A 19,354-nucleotide genomic window follows, 5' to 3' on the forward strand; every position below is an offset into this window, starting at 1 on the left:
CAGTCAGCAGAGATATTGGCTGGCCTGACGCCTTCGCGAGCAAGCCCGCTCCCACGGTTTTGATCGGCGGTGGACGACTTTGCGTGTTCACCACAAACCCAGTGTGGGAGCGGGCTTGCTCGCGAAAGCGGTGTGTCAGTCAGCTGAGAGGTTGGCTGGCCTGACGCCTTCGCGAGCAAGCCCGCTCCCACGGTTTTGATCTGTGATGAACGATTTTTTGTGTTCACCACAAACCCAGTGTGGGAGCGGGCTTGCTCGCGAAAGCGCTGTGTCAGTCAGCAGAGATATTGGCTGGCCTGACGCCATCGAGAGCAAGCCCCGCCATTGTGATTGGGTTGGCCTGCGCAATGAGGCCAACCCGGCATGGCTTAAACCGCTTCTGGCGCTTGCGCGCGACGAACGTCCGGCTGTTTCCACGAATCGGCAGCGCTTTCTTCGATGGCTTGCTGGATGGCCTTCTTGCGGGCCTCTTCGGCGCGGCGGCTGAAGAACCAGACCAGGAACGTCACGATCGACACCGCCAGCAGAATCAGACTGGCGACAGCGTTGATCTCAGGCTTCACGCCCAGACGCACCGCCGAGAACACTTCCATCGGCAGCGTCGTCGAACCTGGGCCGGAGACGAAGCTCGCCAGTACCAGATCGTCCAGCGACAGTGCGAACGACATCATGCCGCCCGCCGCCAGCGACGGCGCGATCATCGGGATGGTGATCAGGAAGAACACCTTCCATGGCCGTGCCCCCAGATCCATCGCTGCTTCTTCGATCGACAAGTCCAACTCACGCAGACGCGCCGACACCACCACCGCCACATACGCGGCACAGAACGTCGTGTGAGCGATCCAGATGGTGACAACGCCACGCTCCTGCGGCCAGCCGATCATCTGCGCCATGGCCACGAACAGCAGCAACAGCGACAGACCGGTGATGACCTCTGGCATAACCAACGGCGCGGTCACCAGACCACCGAACAGCGTACGCCCCTTGAAGTGGGTGATACGGGTCAGCACGAACGCAGCCAGTGTGCCCAGCGCCACCGCGGCAACCGCGGTGTAGCAGGCGATTTCCAGCGAGCGCAGCACCGAACCCATCAGTTGGCTGTTGTCGAGCAGGCCGACGTACCACTTGATCGACCAGCCGCCCCACACCGTCACCAGTTTCGAGGCGTTGAACGAGTAGATCACCAGGATCAGCATCGGCAGGTAGATGAACAACAAACCCAGAACCAGCATCAGGCTGGAGAAACGGAAGCGCTTCATTCTTTACCCTCCATTTCCTTGGCCTGACTGCGGTTGAACAGGATGATCGGCACAATCAGGATCGCCAGCATCACCACCGCCAGCGCGGACGCCACCGGCCAGTCACGGTTGTTGAAGAACTCTTGCCAGAGCACTTTACCGATCATCAGGGTTTCCGGACCGCCGAGCAGTTCCGGGATCACGAACTCGCCCACTACCGGGATGAACACCAGCATGCAGCCGGCAATGATCCCGTTCTTGGACAGCGGAATAGTGATTTTCCAGAAGCTGTTGAAGGTACTTGAACCGAGGTCGGAAGCCGCTTCCAGCAAGCTCTGATCGTGCTTCACCAGATTGGCGTACAGCGGCAGGATCATGAACGGCAGGTACGAATAGACCACGCCGATGTAGACCGCCAGGTTGGTGTTGAGGATTTGCAGCGGCTGATCGATCAACCCCATGCTCATCAGGAAACCGTTGAGCAGACCGTTGTTGCTGAGGATGCCCATCCACGCGTAAACGCGGATCAGGATTGCGGTCCAGGTCGGCATCATGATCAGCAGCACCAGCACCGTTTGCAGCTCTTTACGAGCGCTGGCGATGGCGTAGGCCATCGGGTAGCCGATCAGCAGGCACAACAGCGTGCTGAAAAACGCCATCTTCAGCGAGCCAAGATACGCGGCGATGTAGAGTTCGTCGTCACCGAGCAACGCGTAATTGCCCAGGTTAAGCAGCAGTTCCAGCTTCTGCTCGGCGAACGTGTAGATCTCGGTGTACGGCGGAATGGCCACGTCGGCTTCGGCGAAGCTGATCTTCAGGACGATGAAGAACGGCAACATGAAGAACAGGAACAGCCAGATGAACGGAACTCCGATGACCAGTTGGCGGCCATTGGGAATTATTCGGTTGAGCCGTCGTTTGAACTTGCGCATGTTCATGAGCGAAGTACCACGCCGCTGTCATCTTCCCACCACACGTAAACCTGATCGCCCCAGGTCGGACGTGCGCCACGACGCTCGGCGTTGGCAACGAAAGACTGCACCAGTTTGCCGCTCGGCAATTCGACGTAGAACACCGAGTGACCGCCCAGGTAGGCGATGTCATGCACCTTGCCGCTCGACCAGTTGTATTCGCAGGTCGGTTGATCGGCGGTGACCAGCAGCTTCTCAGGACGGATCGCGTAAGTGACCGACTTGTCCTGCACCGAGGTGCTGATCCCGTGGCCCACGTAGATCTGCCGGTCGAGGTCATTGCAGGTGATGGTCGCGTGGCCCTCGGCGTCGTCGATCACTTCGCCTTCGAAGATGTTGACGTTGCCGATGAATTCGCAGACCAGGCGGCTGGTCGGGGTTTCGTAGATGTCAATCGGGCTGCCGATCTGGGCGATCCAGCCCAGGTGCATGATCGCGATGCGCTCGGCCATGGTCATGGCCTCTTCCTGATCGTGGGTCACCATCACGCAGGTCACGCCCACGCGCTCGATGATCTCAACCAGCTCAAGCTGCATCTGCGAACGCAGTTTTTTATCCAGTGCGCCCATCGGCTCATCGAGCAACAGCAGCTTCGGCCGCTTGGCCAGCGAACGTGCCAGCGCCACACGCTGACGCTGACCGCCGGACAGTTGATGCGGCTTGCGCTTGGCGTACTGGCTCATCTGCACCAGTTTGAGCATCTCGGCCACGCGGGCCTCGACCTCAGCCTTGGGAATCTTGTCCTGCTGCAAGCCGAAGGCAATGTTCTGCGCCACCGTCATGTGCGGGAACAAGGCGTACGACTGGAACATCATGTTGATCGGTCGTTCGTACGGCGGCATGTCGGTGATGTCGACGCCGTCGAGGAAGATACGCCCCTCCGTGGGCTGTTCGAAGCCTGCCAGCATGCGCAGCAGAGTGGACTTGCCCGATCCCGAACCGCCGAGCAAGGCGAAAATTTCGCCCTTTTTGATTTCCAGGGACACATCGTCCACGGCAATCGTCTCGTCGAACTTCTTCGTGACCCGGTCGATTTTGACCAGCACCTGTTTAGGTGTCTGGTCGCCCTCGAGGGCTTTCTTGTAGGCGCCGGAGGCAACTGCCATTTACGAAACTCCCAGAAAAAAAGAGTGCAGTTCGCCCAATGCGGACGAACCCAGGATGTTTGTGCCTTATTTGCCCGACTTGACCTTGGTCCAGCTACGGGTCATCAAACGCTGAATATTGGGTGGCAACTCGGTCGACACGTAGGTCTTGTCGAGGACTGCTTGCGGTGGATAAACCGCTTCGTCGGTGCGAATGGACTGCTCCATCAGCTTGTCCGAACCCGGATTGGGGTTGGCGTAACCGACATAATCACTGACCTGGGCGATCACCTCAGGCTTGAGCAAATAGTTGATGAAGGCATGGGCCTCTTTGACGTTGTCCGAATCCTTGGGGATCGCCAACATGTCAAACCACAGCGCACCGCCCTCTTTCGGAATCGAGTACGCAATGTTCACGCCCTTCTTGGCTTCAGCCGCCCGGGACTTGGCCTGGAAGACGTCACCGGAAAATCCGACCGCCACACAAATGTTGCCGTTGGCCAGATCCGAAATGTATTTGGAGGAGTGGAAGTAAGTCACATAAGGCCGTACCGCCAGTAACTTGGCCTCAGCCTTTTTGTAATCTTCAGGATTGGTGCTGTTCGCATTCAGCCCCAGGTAATTGAGCACGGTCGGCATCATTTCATCGGCCGAATCGAGGAACGCTACGCCGCAGCTTTGCAGCTTCTTGATGTTCTCAGGCTCAAACAGCACGGCCCAGGAATCGATCTTGTCGATGCCCAATACCGCTTTGACTTTATCGACGTTGTAACCGATGCCGTTGGTGCCCCACAGGTAAGGCACGGCGTAAAGGTTACCCGGATCGTTCTGCTCAAGACGTTTGAGCAGCGCAGGGTCGAGGTTGGAATAGTTGGGCAGTTGAGACTTGTCGAGCTTCTGGAACGCGCCCGCCTTGATCTGCTTGCCCAGGAAGTGGTTCGACGGCACGACCACGTCGTAACCGGTACGCCCGGCCAGCAGCTTGCCTTCCAGGGTTTCGTTGGAGTCGAACACGTCATAGACCGGTTTGATGCCAGTCTCTTTCTCGAAGTCAGCCAGAGTGTTCTCGCCGATGTAATCCGACCAGTTATAAATATGCACGGTACCGGCGGCCTGGGCACCAACAGCGATCGTCAGGCCGGTAGCAACCAGCAGTGCATTGCGCAAAGAAGAAAAAATAGGCACGTGGAGGTCCTCTAAATTAGGTGGGCCCAAGTTGCCCCGCGCTGCATGACAGCCATGGCTGCCCGACAACAAAACCGGCGCGCAACTTACCCTCGAAAAACCGTTCCAGCAAAACTTTCTGTCATTTAATTGTCCCGCTGACCGGCCTCGCAAAGACGACGGCCAGCGGTTGCTGCCTCAAACCGGCTTATTTGCCCGATTTGATCTTGGTCCAGCTGCGGGTCATCAAACGCTGGGTCGCGGCCGGCAAGTCGGCAATCGCGTACAGCTTGGCCAGCACGTCGGCCGGTGGGTAAATGCCCGGGTCGCTGGTGATGTCTTTATCAACCAGTGGCGTTGCAGCGGCGTTACCGTTCGGGAAACGCACGGCGTTGGTGATTTCAGCCATGATTTCCGGCTTCTGCAGGAAGGTCATGAACTTGTAGGCGCCTTCGACGTTTTCGGAATCTTTAGGGATAGCGATCATGTCGTAGAAGCTGCCGGCACCTTCCTTCGGAATGTTGTAGCTGACTTTCACCTTGCCACCGGCTTCAGCCGCGCGGGACTTGGCCTGGTAAATGTCACCCGAGTAACCGATAGCGACGCAGATGTTGCCGTTGGCCAGGTCAGAGATGTACTTGGAGGAATGGAAGTAGGCGATCGAAGGACGCACCTTCATGATCAGCGCTTCAGCCTTGGCGATGTCTTCTTTCTTCTGGGTGTCGGTTGGCAGGCCCAGGTAGTGCAGCGCCACCGGAATCATCTCGGTTGGCGAGTCGAGCAGACTGATGCCGCAGGATTTCAGCTTGGCAGCGTTTTCAGGCTTGAAGATCAGGTCCCAGGAGTTGACCGGCGCATCTGCCCCCAATGCAGCCTTGACCTTCTCGGCGTTGAAGCCGATGCCGATCGAGCCCCACATGTACGGGAAGGCGTGCTCGTTGCCCGGGTCGCTGACCGCTACGGCTTTGAGCAGGTCGGTGTTCAGGTTTTTCCAGTTAGGCAGCTTGGACTTGTCCAGCTTCTGGTAGACGCCGGCCTTGATCTGCTTGGCGAGGAAGTTGTTCGACGGTACGACGATGTCGTAGCCCGATTTGCCTGCCAGCAATTTGGCTTCGAGGGTTTCGTTGCTGTCGAAAACGTCGTAGACGACTTTGATGCCCGACTCGTCTTCAAACTTCTTGATGGTGTCCGCAGCGATGTAGTCCGACCAGTTGTAGACGTGCAACACCTTGTCGTCCGCCTGAGCCGCAGCGGCCATGATTCCCATCAGGGACATGGCGAGCAGAGTCTTGCCAGCGAGCTTTTTGCCTAATGCCTTCATGCGTTGATGCTCCAAATTTTTTTCTTTTTTGAACCACTTTGTTCAGCGGCCGAACCCGGACAACTGGAACCGCGACTAGTCTGGCAAGTTCAGAGGCGGTCTTTCAAGAAAAGACCCGCCTTTGTGACAGCTTTGAGCAAGAGCGCCGCGGCTCCCCCGCTCAGAGCCTAGCACTTAGCCTTGTACCGCACTGAGGGTCAGGTCCAGACACTTGCGCGCCTTGGTCACCAGCTCATCGATCTCCGCTTTGCTGATCACCAGCGGCGGCGCGATGATCATCGTGTCACCCACAGCGCGCATGATCAGCCCGTTGTCGAAGCAGAACTGACGGCAGATCATGCCGACACCCTTGCCCTCGTAACGCTTGCGAGTGGCCTTGTCCTGCACCAGCTCGATCGCCCCCAGCAGACCGACTCCGCGAACTTCACCCACCAATGGGTGATCGTTCAGTTCCCGCAGACGTTTCTGCAAATACGGTGCCGTTTCGTTACGCACGGTCTCGATAATTTTCTCTTCGCGCAGAATCCGGATGTTTTCCAGACCCACCGCCGCCGCCACCGGATGGCCGGAGTAAGTGAAGCCGTGGTTGAAATCGCCACCTTCGTTGAGCACCGCGACCACTTCGTCACGCACGATCAGACCGCCCATCGGGATATAGCCGGACGTCAGGCCCTTGGCGATGGTCATCATGTCGGGCTTGAGGTCGTAGAAATCGCTACCGAACCACTCACCGGTACGGCCGAAACCGCAGATCACTTCGTCGGCAACGAAGAGGATGTCGTACTTGGCGAGGATTTCCTTGATGCGCGGCCAGTAGGTGTCGGGCGCAATGATCACGCCACCGGCACCCTGGATCGGCTCGGCAATAAAGGCACCAACATTGTCGACGCCGACTTCGAGAATCTTCTCTTCCAGTTGATTCGCCGCCCAGATGCCGAACTCTTCCGGCGACATGTCGCCGCCCTCGGCGAACCAGTACGGCTGCTCGATGTGGACGATGCCCGGGATCGGCAAGTCGCCTTGCTCGTGCATATACGTCATGCCGCCCAGGCTCGCGCCGGCCACGGTCGAACCGTGATAGCCGTTCTTGCGGCTGATGATGACTTTCTTGTTTGGCTGGCCCTTGATTGCCCAGTAGTGACGAACCATGCGCAGCATGGTGTCGTTGCCTTCGGAGCCGGAACCGGTGAAGAACACGTGGTTCATGCCTGCTGGCGCGACGTCAGCGATGGCCTTGGCCAGTTCCAGCGCTGGAGGGTGCGCGGTCTGGAAGAACAGGTTGTAGTAAGGCAGTTCGCGCATCTGCTTGCTGGCGGCGTCGGCCAGCTCATCGCGACCGTAACCGATGGCCACGCACCACAGACCGGCCATGCCGTCGAGGATCTTGTTGCCTTCGCTGTCCCACAGGTAAACGCCTTTGGCGTTGGTGATGATCCGTGGGCCCTTCTCTTTCAACTGCTTGAAATCGCTGAACGGGGCCAGGTGATGATCGCTGCTCAGCGCTTGCCACTCACGGGTTTGCGGGTTGTTGCTGGTCATGCCAATTCTCCTTGTTAGAGGTGAAGGCGCGCCGCCTGAGCGCCGCGCCTGGCGTATCAGACGGCGAAGAGCAGGTACTCACGCTCCCACGAACTGATCACGCGCTTGAAGTTTTCATGCTCGGCGCGCTTGACCGCGACATAGCCGGTGATGAAAGTTTTGCCGAGGTATTTCTCGATGGTCGCGCTGTTTTCCATACGCTCCAGCGCATCCTCAATGGTCAGCGGCAGACGCAGGTTGCGGCGTTCATAGCCACGACCAACGACTGGTGCGCTCGGGTTCAGACCCTCGACCATGCCGATGTAACCGCAGAGCAGGCTCGCCGCGATCGCCAGATAGGGGTTGGCATCAGCGCCCGGCAAACGGTTTTCCACCCGGCGGTTATGCGGGCCGGCATCCGGCACGCGCAGGCCCACGGTGCGGTTTTCTTCGCCCCACTCCACGTTCACCGGTGCCGAAGTGTCCGGCAGGAAGCGGCGGAACGAGTTGACGTTCGGCGCGAACAGCGGCAACAGCTCAGGGATCAGTTTCTGCAAACCACCGATGTGGTGCAGGAACAACTGACTCATGGTCCCGTCTTCATTGGAAAAAACGTTCTTGCCGGTCTCGATGTCGATGATGCTCTGGTGCAAGTGCATCGCACTGCCCGGCTCGCCGGTCATCGGCTTGGCCATAAAGGTGGCGGCCACGTTGTGCTTGAGCGCGGCTTCGCGCATGGTGCGTTTGAACACCAGAATCTGATCGGCCAGCGACAGCGCGTCGCCGTGACGGAAGTTGATTTCCATCTGCGCCGTGCCGTCTTCGTGGATCAGCGTGTCGAGGTCCAGCTCCTGCAGTTCGCACCAGTCATAGACGTCTTCGAACAGCGGATCGAATTCGTTCGCTGCTTCAATGGAGAACGACTGGCGACCGATTTCCGGACGACCCGAACGGCCGACCGGCGGCTGCAACGGATAGTCAGGGTCGTCACTGCGCTTGGTCAGGTAGAACTCCATTTCCGGCGCCACGATCGGCTGCCAGCCCTTGTCGGCATAGAGTTTCAGGACTTTCTTGAGGACGTTGCGCGGCGACAGTTCGATCAGGTTGCCTTGCTTGTCGTAGGTGTCGTGGATCACCTGCGCGGTGGGCTCGATGGCCCACGGCACCAGGTACACGGCGTTCTGGTCTGGGCGGCAGATCATGTCGATGTCGGCCGGGTCGAGCAGTTCGTAATAGATGTCGTCTTCGACATAGTCGCCGGTCACGGTCTGCAACAGCACGCTCTCTGGCAGGCGCATGCCTTTCTCGGCGATGAACTTGTTGGTCGGCGAGATCTTGCCCCGGGTGATGCCGGTCAAGTCGCCGACCATGCATTCGACTTCTGTGATCTTGTGGTCTTTCAACCAATCGGTGAGCTGGTCGAGGTTGTTACTCATAAATGCCTCTGGGCTGAGTCTCCTGACGCTAGGTCAGGCAAAGTTTGACGCTTGTGCGTCGCGTTAAAGGAGGCTTGCTTGCGCGCAGTGCCGGCTTACGCCAGGCACCGCGCATAGACAATGAAAGAGGAGCTTACCTGCCCTTTACGCCGGCGTTGCATTTCTTGTGCACTCTCGAAACGTACAGCCGCGCGTGCAGAATCATGAGCACGACGTGGGGAGCGGCGCAGGCTTTGGGAGAGAAAGAGAACTATATTGGAAGGAGACGCCATAAAGAGGATGCTTGCCCGTACGTCCAGAATATCGGACGGTGCCGTATGGGCTGCTGCTTGCGAGAACATCGTCAACAGGCCGCGAGCCATGCTGGCTGCGCTACGGACGGATTTGTCGCCACTGATGTGATGAGCATGCAGACCGGACTGTTGCGAGCAGTCGGTGATGCCGATTAACGGCAGGCGAGACATGAAGCACCCCGGTATTATTGCTGTTATGGGTTTGATCGGAGCTTAGCCTTGTTCATTTTTTTACACAACACCCCCGTAAAAAATACAACACGGCCTGCTCAAGCCCGCGGGTGCCAAGCGTGCGAAAGGCAAAAAACCGCCCCAAAGTGCCCCATAAATGCCCTTGCAGCGCTTTTTTAGGGCAAAAAAGGCCTCGCTTGACTTCGGCAGGCCGTTCGGGTTGACTGAAACCAGAAAAGATCAATGATTGATATTTTTAACAACAAAGGTGTTGCATCATGTCGGTACCCCCGCGTGCCGTTCAGCTTAACGAAGCGAACGCGTTCCTTAAGGAACATCCTGAGGTTCTGTACGTTGACCTTCTGATTGCGGATATGAATGGTGTGGTGCGCGGCAAGCGCATAGAACGCACCAGCCTCCACAAGGTTTACGAGAAAGGCATCAACCTGCCGGCCTCTCTATTTGCTCTGGATATCAACGGTTCGACGGTGGAAAGCACCGGTCTGGGCCTGGACATCGGCGACGCCGATCGTATCTGCTATCCAATCCCCGACACCCTGTGCAACGAGCCTTGGCAGAAGCGCCCGACCGCGCAACTGTTGATGACCATGCACGAACTGGAAGGTGATCCGTTCTTCGCCGATCCGCGCGAAGTGCTCCGTCAAGTTGTTGCAAAGTTTGACGAGATGGGCTTGACCATCTGCGCTGCATTCGAACTCGAGTTTTACCTGATCGACCAGGAAAACGTGAACGGCCGTCCACAGCCGCCACGCTCGCCGATCTCCGGTAAGCGCCCGCACTCGACGCAGGTTTACCTGATCGACGACCTCGACGAATACGTCGACTGCCTCCAGGACATTCTGGAAGGTGCCAAAGAGCAAGGCATCCCGGCTGACGCCATCGTCAAGGAAAGTGCCCCGGCGCAGTTCGAAGTGAACCTGCACCACGTCGCCGACCCGATCAAGGCATGCGATTACGCTGTATTGCTCAAGCGTCTGATCAAGAACATCGCCTACGACCATGAAATGGACACCACCTTCATGGCCAAGCCTTACCCGGGCCAGGCAGGCAACGGTTTGCACGTCCACATTTCGATTCTTGATAAAGATGGCAAAAACATTTTTGCCAGCGAGGATCCCGAGCAGAACGCCGCACTGCGTCACGCGATCGGCGGTGTGCTCGAGACCCTACCGGCGCAGATGGCTTTCCTCTGCCCGAACGTCAACTCCTACCGTCGTTTCGGCGCACAGTTCTACGTGCCGAACTCGCCGTGCTGGGGCCTGGACAACCGCACCGTGGCAATTCGTGTACCGACCGGCTCTTCCGATGCCGTGCGTATTGAACACCGCGTGGCCGGTGCCGATGCCAACCCGTACCTGCTGATGGCTTCGGTACTGGCAGGCGTGCATCACGGCCTGACCAACAAGATCGAGCCGGGCGCGCCCGTCGAAGGCAACAGCTACGAGCAGAACGAGCAAAGCCTGCCGAACAACTTGCGCGATGCCCTGCGCGAGCTGGACGACAGCGAGGTGATGGCCAAGTACATCGATCCGAAATACATCGATATCTTCGTCGCCTGTAAAGAGAGCGAGCTGGAGGAGTTCGAACACTCCATCTCCGACCTCGAGTACAACTGGTACCTGCATACCGTTTAAGCGGTTGTGGCGCTAAAAGAAACGCCGTTGGCCATTGCAGCCAACGGCGTTTTTTTATGGCCAGCCCCCTCGGGATTAATGGCCACCTTCGGCGGTTCGGGAGCAAGCCCCCTCCCACAGAGGGTCTCCAGTGAACATGACTGGTGAGTACACAGAGATCAACTGTGGGAGGGGGCTCGCGCCCTAAGGCGTCCTGGCAGACAACACACACACTGGCTCGTACAATGCCCGCTGCCCCGCAGGAGACTTCCATGACGCGACCCGCCCCCATTCGCAAACCCCGCGCCCGCAGTCAGGCACGGATCGATTCGATACTCGACGCCGCGCGCACGCTGCTGGCCGCCGAGGGTGTGGCCAGTCTGTCGATCTACAGCGTGGCCGAGCGCGCACAGATTCCGCCCTCCTCCGTTTACCACTTTTTCGCCAGCGTCCCGGCGCTGCTCGAAGCACTGACGGCCGATGTACACGCGGCATTCCGCGCCTGCCTGCAAGCGCCGATCGACCATGAAACCCTGCGCGACTGGCGTGACCTCTCACGGTTGGTCGAACAACGGATGCTGGAGATCTACGACGAGGACGCCGCGGCACGCCAACTGATCCTCGCCCAGCACGGTCTTACCGAAGTCACCCAAGCCGACCGGCAACACGACCTCGAACTGGGCGACCTGATGCACAAGCTGTTCGAGCATCATTTCGAATTGCCGAGACTGCCGGAAGATGTCGATGTGTTTGCCCTAGCGATGGAGCTGGGTGACCGCGTCTATGCGCGCTCGGTGCAGCAACACGGACAGATCACACCGCGCATGGCTGAAGAAGGGATGCGGGTGTTCGATGCCTATATCGGTTTGTATTTACCGCCCTATCTGCCCAAGAGAATTCTCTAGCGCCCTCTTCGCGAGCACGCCCGCTCCCACATTTGGAATGCGATCCCTGTGGGCGCGGGCGTGCTCGCGAAGGCCGCGCCGCAGATTTCAAGCCAGGTACAAACAACGGCTTACAACTTGGCGATCGACACTTCGGTGGATTTCACAAAGGCAATCACCTCGCTGCCGACCACCAGTTCCAGCTCCTTGACCGAGCGGGTGGTGATCACCGAAGTAACGATACCCGAAGCGGTCTGCACGTCGATTTCCGACAGTACGTCGCCAAGGACGATTTCCTTGATCGAGCCTTTGAACTGGTTACGCACGTTGATGGCTTTGATAGTCATGGCAATGATTCCTGTCGTTTGCTTGAGTTATTGCGCCCAACGCAGTTGCGTAGGCAGTGGTGAAACAGGTTCCGGCGCCGGCGGTTCGCCAGGCAGGGAGAGAACGCGGTTGAGCACTTCGGTTTCCAGTGCGGCCAGCCTGTGCGAACCGCGCACCCTCGGGCGCGGCAGTTCCACAGGCAGATCGAGACCGACTTCGCCGTCCTCGATCAGAATCACGCGGTCGGCAATCGCCACCGCTTCGCAGACATCGTGGGTCACCAGCAACACGGTGAAACCATGCTGCTGCCAGAGGCGTTCGATCAGTTGCTGCATCTCGATCCGGGTCAGCGCATCCAGCGCGCCGAGCGGCTCGTCGAGCAACAACAGGCGCGGCTGGTGGATCAGCGCCCGGGCCAGCGCGACACGCTGCTTTTGCCCTCCGGACAAAGCTGCCGGCCATTCGTTGGCACGATCCGCCAGCCCGACCGCATCCAGTGCTTCGAGCGCCTTGGGACGCCAGTTGCCCGCAAGACCGAGGCCAACGTTGTCGATGATCTTTTTCCACGGCAGCAGCCGTGCTTCCTGGAACATCAGCCGGGTGTCTTCCCGCGCATCGCTGAGCGGCGCGCAGCCCGCAAGCAAGTCGCCGCCAGTCGGTTGATCGAGCCCGGCGAGCAGGCGCAGCAAGGTACTTTTGCCGCAACCACTGCGCCCGACCACCGCGACGAACTGCCCCGCCGGAATGTGCAGATCGATGTCACGCAAAACCTGGCGTGAACCGAAGGTCTTTTGCAGGTTGCGCACCGCCAGCGGTATACCGCGCAGCAGGCGTGGAGGTTGTTGAGCCGTCATGCTGCACCTCCCTTGGCAACCTGATAGGCCGGATGCCAACGCAGCCACACACGTTCAAGTCCACGGGCCGCGAGGTCGGCGAGTTTGCCGAGCACCGCGTAAAGCAGGATCGCCAGGACCACCACGTCAGTCTGCAAGAACTCCCGGGCGTTCATCGCCAGATAGCCGATGCCGGAACTGGCCGAAATGGTTTCAGCGACGATCAGCGTCAGCCACATGAAGCCCAGCGCGAAGCGCACCCCGACCAGAATCGAAGGCAACGCGCCCGGCAGAATCACCTGCCAGAACAGGCTGAAACCGGACAAGCCATAACTGCGCGCCATCTCCACCAGCGCCGGGTCGACATTGCGAATGCCGTGGTAGGTGTTGAGGTAGATCGGAAACAGCGTGCCCAGCGCCACCAGAAAAATTTTCGCCGACTCATCGATGCCGAACCACAGGATCACCAGCGGAATCAGCGCCAGATGCGGCACGTTGCGGATCATCTGCACCGAGCTGTCGAGCAGGCGCTCGCCCCACGTCGACAGACCGGTGATGAAACCCAGCACCAGACCGATGCTGCCACCAAGGGTGAAACCGAGTGCCGCGCGCCAACCACTGATCGCCAAGTGCGTCCAGATTTGACCGCTGCGCACCAGGCTCACGCCGGCCTCGATCACCGCCACCGGTGCCGGCAGAATCCGTGTCGACAACCAACCGGCCGACACCGACAACTGCCACACCGCCAGCAACAACACCGGCAACGCCCAAGGCGCGAGGCTGTGGATAATTTTCTTCATGACGCGCCCAAGCTTTGCGACGCGGCTTTGGGAAGAATGTCGTTAGCGACCATCTCACCGAACGGGCTGACATAACCGGCGCTTTTCGGCAGTTCCGGGCGCTCGATGTCCAGGTGCGGAAACAGCAGTTCCGCCACGCGATACGACTCTTCGAGGTGTGGATAACCGGAGAAGATGAACGTATCGATGCCCAGATCCGCATATTCCTTCACGCGTGCCGCCACAGTCGGGCCATCGCCGACCAGCGCCGTCCCGGCACCGCCGCGCACCAGACCGACACCGGCCCACAGGTTTGGGCTGACTTCGAGGTTGTCGCGACTGCCGCCATGCAATGCCGCCATGCGTTGCTGACCGACCGAATCGAAACGCGCCAGCGAAGCTTGAGCACGGGCGATGGTGTCGTCGTCCAGATGCGAGATCAAGCGATCCGCCGCTTGCCACGCTTCGGCGTTGCTTTCACGGACGATCACATGCAGACGAATGCCGAAGCGCACGGTACGTCCGAGCTTGGCCGCTTTGGCGCGCACCTGTTCAATCTTCTCGGCCACTGCCGCTGGCGGCTCGCCCCAGGTCAGCACCATTTCAACCTGCTCGGCAGCCAGGTCCTGCGCTGCTTCCGACGAGCCGCCGAAGTACAGCGGCGGACGCGGTTGCTGGATCGGCGGATAGAGCAACTTGGCGCCCTTCACACTGATGTGCTGTCCGTCGTAGTCCACGGTTTCGCCTTCCAGCACGCGGCGCCAGATGCGGGTGAATTCCACCGAGGCCTGATAGCGCTCTTCGTGACTGAGGAACAAACCGTCACCGGCCAATTCTTCCGGGTCACCGCCGGTCACCAGGTTAAACAACGCGCGGCCGCCAGAGAGGCGATCCAGCGTCGCGGCCTGGCGCGCCGCCACCGTCGGGGAAATGATCCCGGGGCGCAGGGCGACGAGGAACTTCAGACGCTGGGTCACCGGGATCAGCGACGCCGCCACCAACCACGAGTCCTCGCAGGAACGCCCGGTGGGAATCAGCACACCGCCAAAACCCAGGCGATCCGCCGCTTGCGCGACCTGTTGCAGATAACCGTGGTCGACGGCGCGGGCGCCTTCGGCGGTGCCCAGGTAATGGCCGTCGCCGTGGGTAGGCAAGAACCAGAAGATATTGAGGCTCATGGAGTGGTCTCCTTGGAAATTGGAATTACTGGGCTTGGCTGACTGAGCGTTGGGCCACGGCGGGCGGAGGGGTCCAGATCACGTCCTTGACGCTCAACGGCTTGGGAATCAGCTTGAGCTGGAAGAACGTGTCGGCGATTTTCTGTTGTGCGGCAACCACGTCAGGGGTCAGGAACAGCGCCCCAAAACCCTGGCGCTTCATCGACGTCAGGGTGATATCCGCCGGCAGCCCGAGCAGCGGCGCAACCTGTTGGGTCACCTCTTCAGGGTTGGCCTTGGACCATTGACCCACGGCACGCACCTCCTCGATGAGGGCTTTGATCACCTCGGGATGTTTGTGCGCGTAAGGCTTGGTCGCGAGATAGAACTGGTGGTTGTCGACAATGCCTTTGCCGTCACGCAGGGTGTGCGCCTGCAGCTGTTTTTCGGCGGCGGCCTGGTACGGGTCCCAGATGACCCAAGCGTCGACACTGCCACGCTCGAACGCCGCACGCGCATCGGCTGGCGGCAGGAATACGGTCTGGACGTCGGTGTATTTGAGGCCGGCGTCTTCCAGGGCACGCACCAGCAGGTAGTGAACGTTGGAGCCTTTGTTCAGGACGACTTTCTTGCCCTTGAGATCGACCACCGATTTGATCGACGAGTCTTTGGGCACGAGGATCGCCTCGCTGCTCGGCGCCGGCGGTTCATAGGCGACGTAGAGCAGATCGGCGCCGGCGGCTTGAGCGAAGACAGGAGGGGTTTCGCCCGTGACGCCAAAGTCGATCGAGCCGACGTTCAGGCCTTCCAGCAGTTGTGGACCGCCGGGGAATTCAGTCCATTGCACGTCCACGCCTTGGGCGGCGAGGCGTTTTTCCAGGGTTCCTTTCGCTTTGAGCAGCACCAGCGTGCCGTACTTCTGATAACCGATCCGCAAAGTCTCGGCTTGAGCTTGAGTGATAGCGCCGAAGGTGACAGCCGCAGCAAACAGAGCGACCAGACCACGACGCAAAAATACAGTGCGCATAGCGCTCTCCTTTTTGCTGTTGGGTTTTGGCTGCACCTGCTTGCCCGTTGGCGGGCGAGTAAGGCGAGTACTTCAGATTTCGATGTATCTGGAAAATCGGCTCAAATGCTCCAGCGAGCACTCAACAAACGCTCATTCAACAGGCCCGGCTCCAGCGGTTTTGGTCGGCGGGCGATGGCGCTGACAAACTGCTCCAGCGCTTCATGCAGACGCTGCTCCAGCGCCGGAGCCAAGTGCGCCCCGGCACTGCCTTCGCCGTAAGCGATCTGGCTGTCCTCGGCAAAAATCCCTTGCAGCATTTCTTGGGCTTTCAATGCCGACAGCACAGGCTTGAGGGCGTAATCGACCACCAGCATGTGGGCGATGCTGCCGCCCGTGGCCATCGGCAAAACAACCTTGTGGTGCAAGGCGCGCTCGGGCAGCAGGTCCAGTAAGGTCTTCAAGGCACCGGAAAACGAAGCCTTGTAAACGGGCGTGGCGATCAGCAGGCCATCGGCGTTTTCAATCTGCGCCAGCAGGTCGAGCACCTTCGGGCTGTCGAAACGGGCGTGGAGCAAATCTTCGGCGGGAAAGTCCCGCACCTGATAACTCACCACTTCCACCCCTTGCGCCTGCAACCAGCGTTGCGAGCGCTCCAGCAGCACCCCGGAACGGGAGCGCAGGCTGGGACTGCCACCGAGAGAGACGACCAGCATTGAGACCATTCCTTAAGCGTTACAGGCGATTCGCAGGATGCGATCTCGCGTCGATGTGAGTGACCTTACCAGTTGATTTATATATCCATAAATCATATTTATTCATTTGGTTATGCACTTTAGAGCTATGCGGTTGACGTTCCCCCAGGCAAAAAAACAGGCCGTCAAACGGCCTGAAATCCCCTGCTGTTGGGTGCTAAAAATACTGAATCCTGTGCTGATTGAACTGACGCCTTCGCGAGCAAGCCCGCTCCCACAGGGGGGGGAGAACGCATTTCAAAATGTGGGAGCAGGCTTGCTCGCGAAAGCGGTAGCGGCTGCACCGCAAACTTCATTGATTCACTTGTTCGGCTGCGGCGTCAGGCGCAGGTACGGTTTCACCGCGCGATAGCCTTTCGGGAAGCGCCGCTTGATCTCGTCTTCATCCTTGAGCGACGGCACGATCACCACCTCATCACCGTCCTGCCAGTTGGCCGGTGTGGCCACTTTGTAGTTGTCGGTGAGTTGCAGCGAATCGATCACCCGCAAAATCTCGTGGAAGTTGCGCCCGGTGCTCGCTGGGTAGGTGATGGTCAGACGAATCTTCTTGTTCGGATCAATCACGAACAGCGAGCGCACGGTCAAGGTGTCGCTGGCGTTCGGGTGGATCAGGTCATACAAGTCCGACACCTTGCGATCGGCATCGGCCAGGATCGGGAAGTTGACGAGGGTGTTCTGGGTTTCGTTTATGTCTTCGATCCACTTTTGATGCGAATCCACCGGGTCGACCGACAGTGCGATGGCTTTGACGCCGCGTTTGCTGAACTCGTCCTTGAGCTTGGCGGTAAAGCCCAACTCAGTGGTGCACACCGGGGTGAAGTCCGCCGGGTGAGAGAACAGCACGCCCCAGCTATCACCCAGCCATTCGTGGAAACGAATCTTGCCAGCGCTGGAGTCTTGTTCGAAATCGGGGGCGATGTCGCCGAGTCTGAGGCTCATGGTGCTGCTCCTGATCAATGTTTGGAGACCTAAACTGTAGCTCGGCTTTCGTCCTTTAATAAAAGAATAAATAAGAAGATATCAATACCAAAAAAGAATATTAAACATCGTTCACTGGACGCTCGAGGGCATTGCGCCGAACATCGCTCGCAAGGTTCGAGAAGGCCTTGAGTAGCTGCAAGAGAGTGGAACTTCGGGGAGGGCTTACGGGGGTGAGTCTGACTCGAAAACGCAAAAGCCCCGTCCGGCGCGATGCCGGACGGGGCTTTTTTTACTTCAGCGAATCGAGACGCGCGATTACAGCAGCGGGATCGAGTAGCTGACGATCAGGCGGTTTTCATCCTGGTCACGCTGACCTGGGATGTCGTTGCGCCACATAGCGTTTTTCCACATTACGCCAACGTTCTTCAGCGGGCCTTCTGGTACGACGTAACCGATGGTCAGGTCGCGTTCCCACTCGGAGTTGCCATGGCCGTTTTCACGGCCATTTTTACCCACGGTGTCGATATTATCGCCACGCAGGTAAACCACACCCGCGGTCAGGCCAGGCACGCCAACCTTGGCGAAGTCATAGGAGTAGCGAGCCTGCCACGTACGTTCGCCAGCACGGGCAAACTTGGCGATCTGCATGTCGGTGGTGATGTAAGCCGAGGAACCATCACCCTGGTTCAGCCAAGGGAAGTCACTGCTGCCGTTGCTGACCTGGTAGCCGCCGCCGAAGGTATGACCTTCAACGCTATACAGGAACAAGCCGCTGTAAAGGTTGTTGTCGACTTTGCCCTTACCCGCATTGAAACCGGTGTAGTTACCGTTACTGAAATAAGCCGAGTCGTGGCCATTCAACCCGTCATCGGAGCTGTTGAAATAACGCAAGTCCGATTTCAACACGCCAGGGCCGATTGCCCAGTTGTGAACCAGGCCCAGGAAGTGCTGTTTGTAGAAGTCTTCCAGATTGCCGTAGTAGTACTGGGCAGTCAGGTCTTTGGTGATTTTGTAATCACCACCGGCGTAGATGAACTTGTTGCTGTTAGCCGTACGAGCACTTGCACCGCCAATGGCCATGTTCTCGTTATTGCTGGAGTTACGCCCCTTCACAGCTTCGATCTGACCGCCAATCAGCGTCAGGTCTTTGATCTCGTTGGACGTGATCTGGCCACCTTGAAAGGTTTGCGGCAGCAGACGGCCATCGTTGGTCACGATGACTGGCAGCTTTGGCTGCAGGGTGCCGAGCTTCAGTTCAGTCTGGGAGATCTTGGCTTTGGCAGTCAGGCCCAGGCTGGAGAAGTTGTTAACCGCTTTGCCATTGGACTCACTTGGGAAAACCGTGCCGCCGTACGACGTGCTGCTGGTTGCCCCATTGGTGCCGCCACCCGAATCCAGACGCACGCCCAACAGGCCGATGGCATCGATACCGAAACCGACGGTGCCTTGGGTGTAACCGGAGATGAAGCGCAGATCGAAGCCTTGGCCCCATTCTTCAGCTTTGCTCTGGGTGGAGTGAGCACCAGAGTCACGGTTATCGTTATTGATGTAGAAGTTACGCAGCCCCAAAGTAGCTTTGCTGTCTTCGATGAAACCGGCGGCGCCTGCCTGCTGCGCCAAAACCCCTACGGCCACAGCCAGGGCCAAGGTGGACTTGTTCATGTATCGCTCCTATCGTTTCTAGTTCTTTTGTTGGCGGTTGCGGATCGATGGTCCGCAATCCTCAACGTGTGATTCGCGGCTGGCCGTTTACCCCCCAGCCAAAGCCGCGGAAGAATACCCCTGCATAATCCCAAAAAGAATTGTTCAACTCTTTTTCATAGCGTTAGGGCATATGCAAACGCACCACCGATCCGAGGTA

Annotated in this window: 18 protein-coding genes; 2 read left to right on the forward strand and 16 right to left on the reverse strand. The window is 58.7% G+C overall.

The features are described from left to right. Positions 1–368: 368 nt before the first annotated feature. The 8 genes from K5E40_RS31215 to K5E40_RS31250 form a co-directional block, all read right to left on the reverse strand. Positions 369–1,259 carry an ABC transporter permease subunit gene (locus tag K5E40_RS31215; RefSeq protein ID WP_221734038.1) on the reverse strand — a complete coding sequence of 297 codons (891 nt, stop codon included), beginning with the start codon at positions 1,257–1,259 and terminating at the stop codon, positions 369–371. After that, positions 1,256–2,137, reverse strand: coding sequence for an ABC transporter permease subunit (locus K5E40_RS31220; protein WP_221734061.1), 882 nt, complete (start codon positions 2,135–2,137; stop codon positions 1,256–1,258). Before K5E40_RS31220 ends, K5E40_RS31215 begins: the two co-directional genes overlap by 4 nt. 35 nt (positions 2,138–2,172) lie before the next feature. Then, positions 2,173–3,315: an ABC transporter ATP-binding protein gene (locus tag K5E40_RS31225; RefSeq protein ID WP_221734039.1), complete on the reverse strand. Its 1,143-nt coding sequence runs from the start codon at positions 3,313–3,315 to the stop codon at positions 2,173–2,175. A 66-nt stretch (positions 3,316–3,381) separates the two neighbouring features. Then, positions 3,382–4,479, reverse strand: coding sequence for a polyamine ABC transporter substrate-binding protein (locus K5E40_RS31230; RefSeq protein WP_221734040.1), 1,098 nt, complete (start codon positions 4,477–4,479; stop codon positions 3,382–3,384). 187 nt (positions 4,480–4,666) lie between these two features. Further along, the gene (locus K5E40_RS31235; RefSeq protein WP_221734041.1) at positions 4,667–5,779 is read right to left on the reverse strand and encodes a polyamine ABC transporter substrate-binding protein; all 1,113 of its coding nucleotides are present in this window, start codon (positions 5,777–5,779) and stop codon (positions 4,667–4,669) included. 174 nt (positions 5,780–5,953) lie between these two features. Then, positions 5,954–7,318, reverse strand: coding sequence for an aspartate aminotransferase family protein (locus K5E40_RS31240; RefSeq protein ID WP_221734042.1), 1,365 nt, complete (start codon positions 7,316–7,318; stop codon positions 5,954–5,956). Between the two features lie 56 nt (positions 7,319–7,374). Next, positions 7,375–8,733: a glutamine synthetase family protein gene (locus tag K5E40_RS31245; protein WP_221734043.1), complete on the reverse strand. Its 1,359-nt coding sequence runs from the start codon at positions 8,731–8,733 to the stop codon at positions 7,375–7,377. A gap of 95 nt (positions 8,734–8,828) precedes the next feature. Then, entirely contained in the window at positions 8,829–9,197 is a 369-nt protein-coding gene (locus K5E40_RS31250; RefSeq protein ID WP_221734044.1) for a glutamine amidotransferase, read from the reverse strand. 278 nt (positions 9,198–9,475) lie between these two features. On the opposite strand from K5E40_RS31250, the gene K5E40_RS31255 reads away from it, so the two are divergent. Both K5E40_RS31255 and K5E40_RS31260 read left to right on the forward strand, forming a co-directional pair. Beyond that, complete coding sequence (locus K5E40_RS31255; RefSeq protein WP_007897683.1) at positions 9,476–10,852, forward strand: glutamine synthetase family protein; 1,377 nt, start codon at positions 9,476–9,478, stop codon at positions 10,850–10,852. Between the two features lie 251 nt (positions 10,853–11,103). Beyond that, the gene (locus K5E40_RS31260) at positions 11,104–11,736 is read left to right on the forward strand and encodes a TetR/AcrR family transcriptional regulator (protein WP_221734045.1); all 633 of its coding nucleotides are present in this window, start codon (positions 11,104–11,106) and stop codon (positions 11,734–11,736) included. 110 nt (positions 11,737–11,846) lie between these two features. Here the strand turns inward: K5E40_RS31260 and K5E40_RS31265 are convergent, their stop codons facing one another. The 8 genes from K5E40_RS31265 to K5E40_RS31300 all read right to left on the reverse strand — a co-directional run bounded on the left by K5E40_RS31265 (position 11,847) and on the right by K5E40_RS31300 (position 19,155). Further along, on the reverse strand, positions 11,847–12,062 hold the full coding sequence (locus K5E40_RS31265) for a molybdopterin-binding protein (protein ID WP_003229256.1): 216 nt from the start codon (positions 12,060–12,062) through the stop codon (positions 11,847–11,849). A gap of 27 nt (positions 12,063–12,089) precedes the next feature. After that, positions 12,090–12,896, reverse strand: coding sequence for an aliphatic sulfonates ABC transporter ATP-binding protein (gene ssuB / locus K5E40_RS31270; RefSeq protein ID WP_221734046.1), 807 nt, complete (start codon positions 12,894–12,896; stop codon positions 12,090–12,092). Beyond that, entirely contained in the window at positions 12,893–13,675 is a 783-nt protein-coding gene (gene ssuC, locus K5E40_RS31275; protein ID WP_221734047.1) for an aliphatic sulfonate ABC transporter permease SsuC, read from the reverse strand. The genes ssuB and ssuC overlap by 4 nt, the downstream gene beginning before the upstream one ends. Further along, complete coding sequence (gene ssuD, locus K5E40_RS31280) at positions 13,672–14,832, reverse strand: FMNH2-dependent alkanesulfonate monooxygenase (protein WP_221734048.1); 1,161 nt, start codon at positions 14,830–14,832, stop codon at positions 13,672–13,674. The genes ssuC and ssuD overlap by 4 nt, the downstream gene beginning before the upstream one ends. 25 nt (positions 14,833–14,857) lie before the next feature. Further along, positions 14,858–15,838: a sulfonate ABC transporter substrate-binding protein gene (locus tag K5E40_RS31285; protein WP_221734049.1), complete on the reverse strand. Its 981-nt coding sequence runs from the start codon at positions 15,836–15,838 to the stop codon at positions 14,858–14,860. A gap of 101 nt (positions 15,839–15,939) precedes the next feature. Further along, on the reverse strand, positions 15,940–16,533 hold the full coding sequence (ssuE, locus tag K5E40_RS31290; RefSeq protein WP_221734050.1) for an NADPH-dependent FMN reductase: 594 nt from the start codon (positions 16,531–16,533) through the stop codon (positions 15,940–15,942). A 339-nt stretch (positions 16,534–16,872) separates the two neighbouring features. Beyond that, positions 16,873–17,511: a peroxiredoxin gene (locus tag K5E40_RS31295; RefSeq protein WP_221734051.1), complete on the reverse strand. Its 639-nt coding sequence runs from the start codon at positions 17,509–17,511 to the stop codon at positions 16,873–16,875. 297 nt (positions 17,512–17,808) lie between these two features. Further along, entirely contained in the window at positions 17,809–19,155 is a 1,347-nt protein-coding gene (locus K5E40_RS31300; protein WP_221734052.1) for an OprD family porin, read from the reverse strand. Between the last annotated feature and the right edge of the window lie 199 nt (positions 19,156–19,354).

Origin of the sequence: Pseudomonas baetica (genome assembly GCF_019733355.1) — a bacterium.
In the GTDB taxonomy this organism is placed as follows: domain Bacteria; phylum Pseudomonadota; class Gammaproteobacteria; order Pseudomonadales; family Pseudomonadaceae; genus Aquipseudomonas; species Aquipseudomonas baetica_A.

What these genes read in the sequence shown, in the direction of transcription:
- K5E40_RS31215 (WP_221734038.1), bottom strand. Translation starts at nt 1,259, where the DNA reads ATGAAGCGCTTCCGTTTCTCCAGCCTGATGCTGGTTCTGGGTTTGTTG.
- K5E40_RS31225 (WP_221734039.1), bottom strand. Translation starts at nt 3,315, where the DNA reads ATGGCAGTTGCCTCCGGCGCCTACAAGAAAGCCCTCGAGGGCGACCAG.
- K5E40_RS31235 (WP_221734041.1), bottom strand. Translation starts at nt 5,779, where the DNA reads ATGAAGGCATTAGGCAAAAAGCTCGCTGGCAAGACTCTGCTCGCCATG.
- K5E40_RS31240 (WP_221734042.1), bottom strand. Translation starts at nt 7,318, where the DNA reads ATGACCAGCAACAACCCGCAAACCCGTGAGTGGCAAGCGCTGAGCAGC.
- K5E40_RS31245 (WP_221734043.1), bottom strand. Translation starts at nt 8,733, where the DNA reads ATGAGTAACAACCTCGACCAGCTCACCGATTGGTTGAAAGACCACAAG.
- K5E40_RS31250 (WP_221734044.1), bottom strand. Translation starts at nt 9,197, where the DNA reads ATGTCTCGCCTGCCGTTAATCGGCATCACCGACTGCTCGCAACAGTCC.
- K5E40_RS31255 (WP_007897683.1), top strand. Translation starts at nt 9,476, where the DNA reads ATGTCGGTACCCCCGCGTGCCGTTCAGCTTAACGAAGCGAACGCGTTC.
- K5E40_RS31260 (WP_221734045.1), top strand. Translation starts at nt 11,104, where the DNA reads ATGACGCGACCCGCCCCCATTCGCAAACCCCGCGCCCGCAGTCAGGCA.
- K5E40_RS31265 (WP_003229256.1), bottom strand. Translation starts at nt 12,062, where the DNA reads ATGACTATCAAAGCCATCAACGTGCGTAACCAGTTCAAAGGCTCGATC.
- ssuB (WP_221734046.1), bottom strand. Translation starts at nt 12,896, where the DNA reads ATGACGGCTCAACAACCTCCACGCCTGCTGCGCGGTATACCGCTGGCG.
- ssuC (WP_221734047.1), bottom strand. Translation starts at nt 13,675, where the DNA reads ATGAAGAAAATTATCCACAGCCTCGCGCCTTGGGCGTTGCCGGTGTTG.
- ssuD (WP_221734048.1), bottom strand. Translation starts at nt 14,832, where the DNA reads ATGAGCCTCAATATCTTCTGGTTCTTGCCTACCCACGGCGACGGCCAT.
- K5E40_RS31285 (WP_221734049.1), bottom strand. Translation starts at nt 15,838, where the DNA reads ATGCGCACTGTATTTTTGCGTCGTGGTCTGGTCGCTCTGTTTGCTGCG.
- ssuE (WP_221734050.1), bottom strand. Translation starts at nt 16,533, where the DNA reads ATGCTGGTCGTCTCTCTCGGTGGCAGTCCCAGCCTGCGCTCCCGTTCC.
- K5E40_RS31295 (WP_221734051.1), bottom strand. Translation starts at nt 17,511, where the DNA reads ATGAGCCTCAGACTCGGCGACATCGCCCCCGATTTCGAACAAGACTCC.
- K5E40_RS31300 (WP_221734052.1), bottom strand. Translation starts at nt 19,155, where the DNA reads ATGAACAAGTCCACCTTGGCCCTGGCTGTGGCCGTAGGGGTTTTGGCG.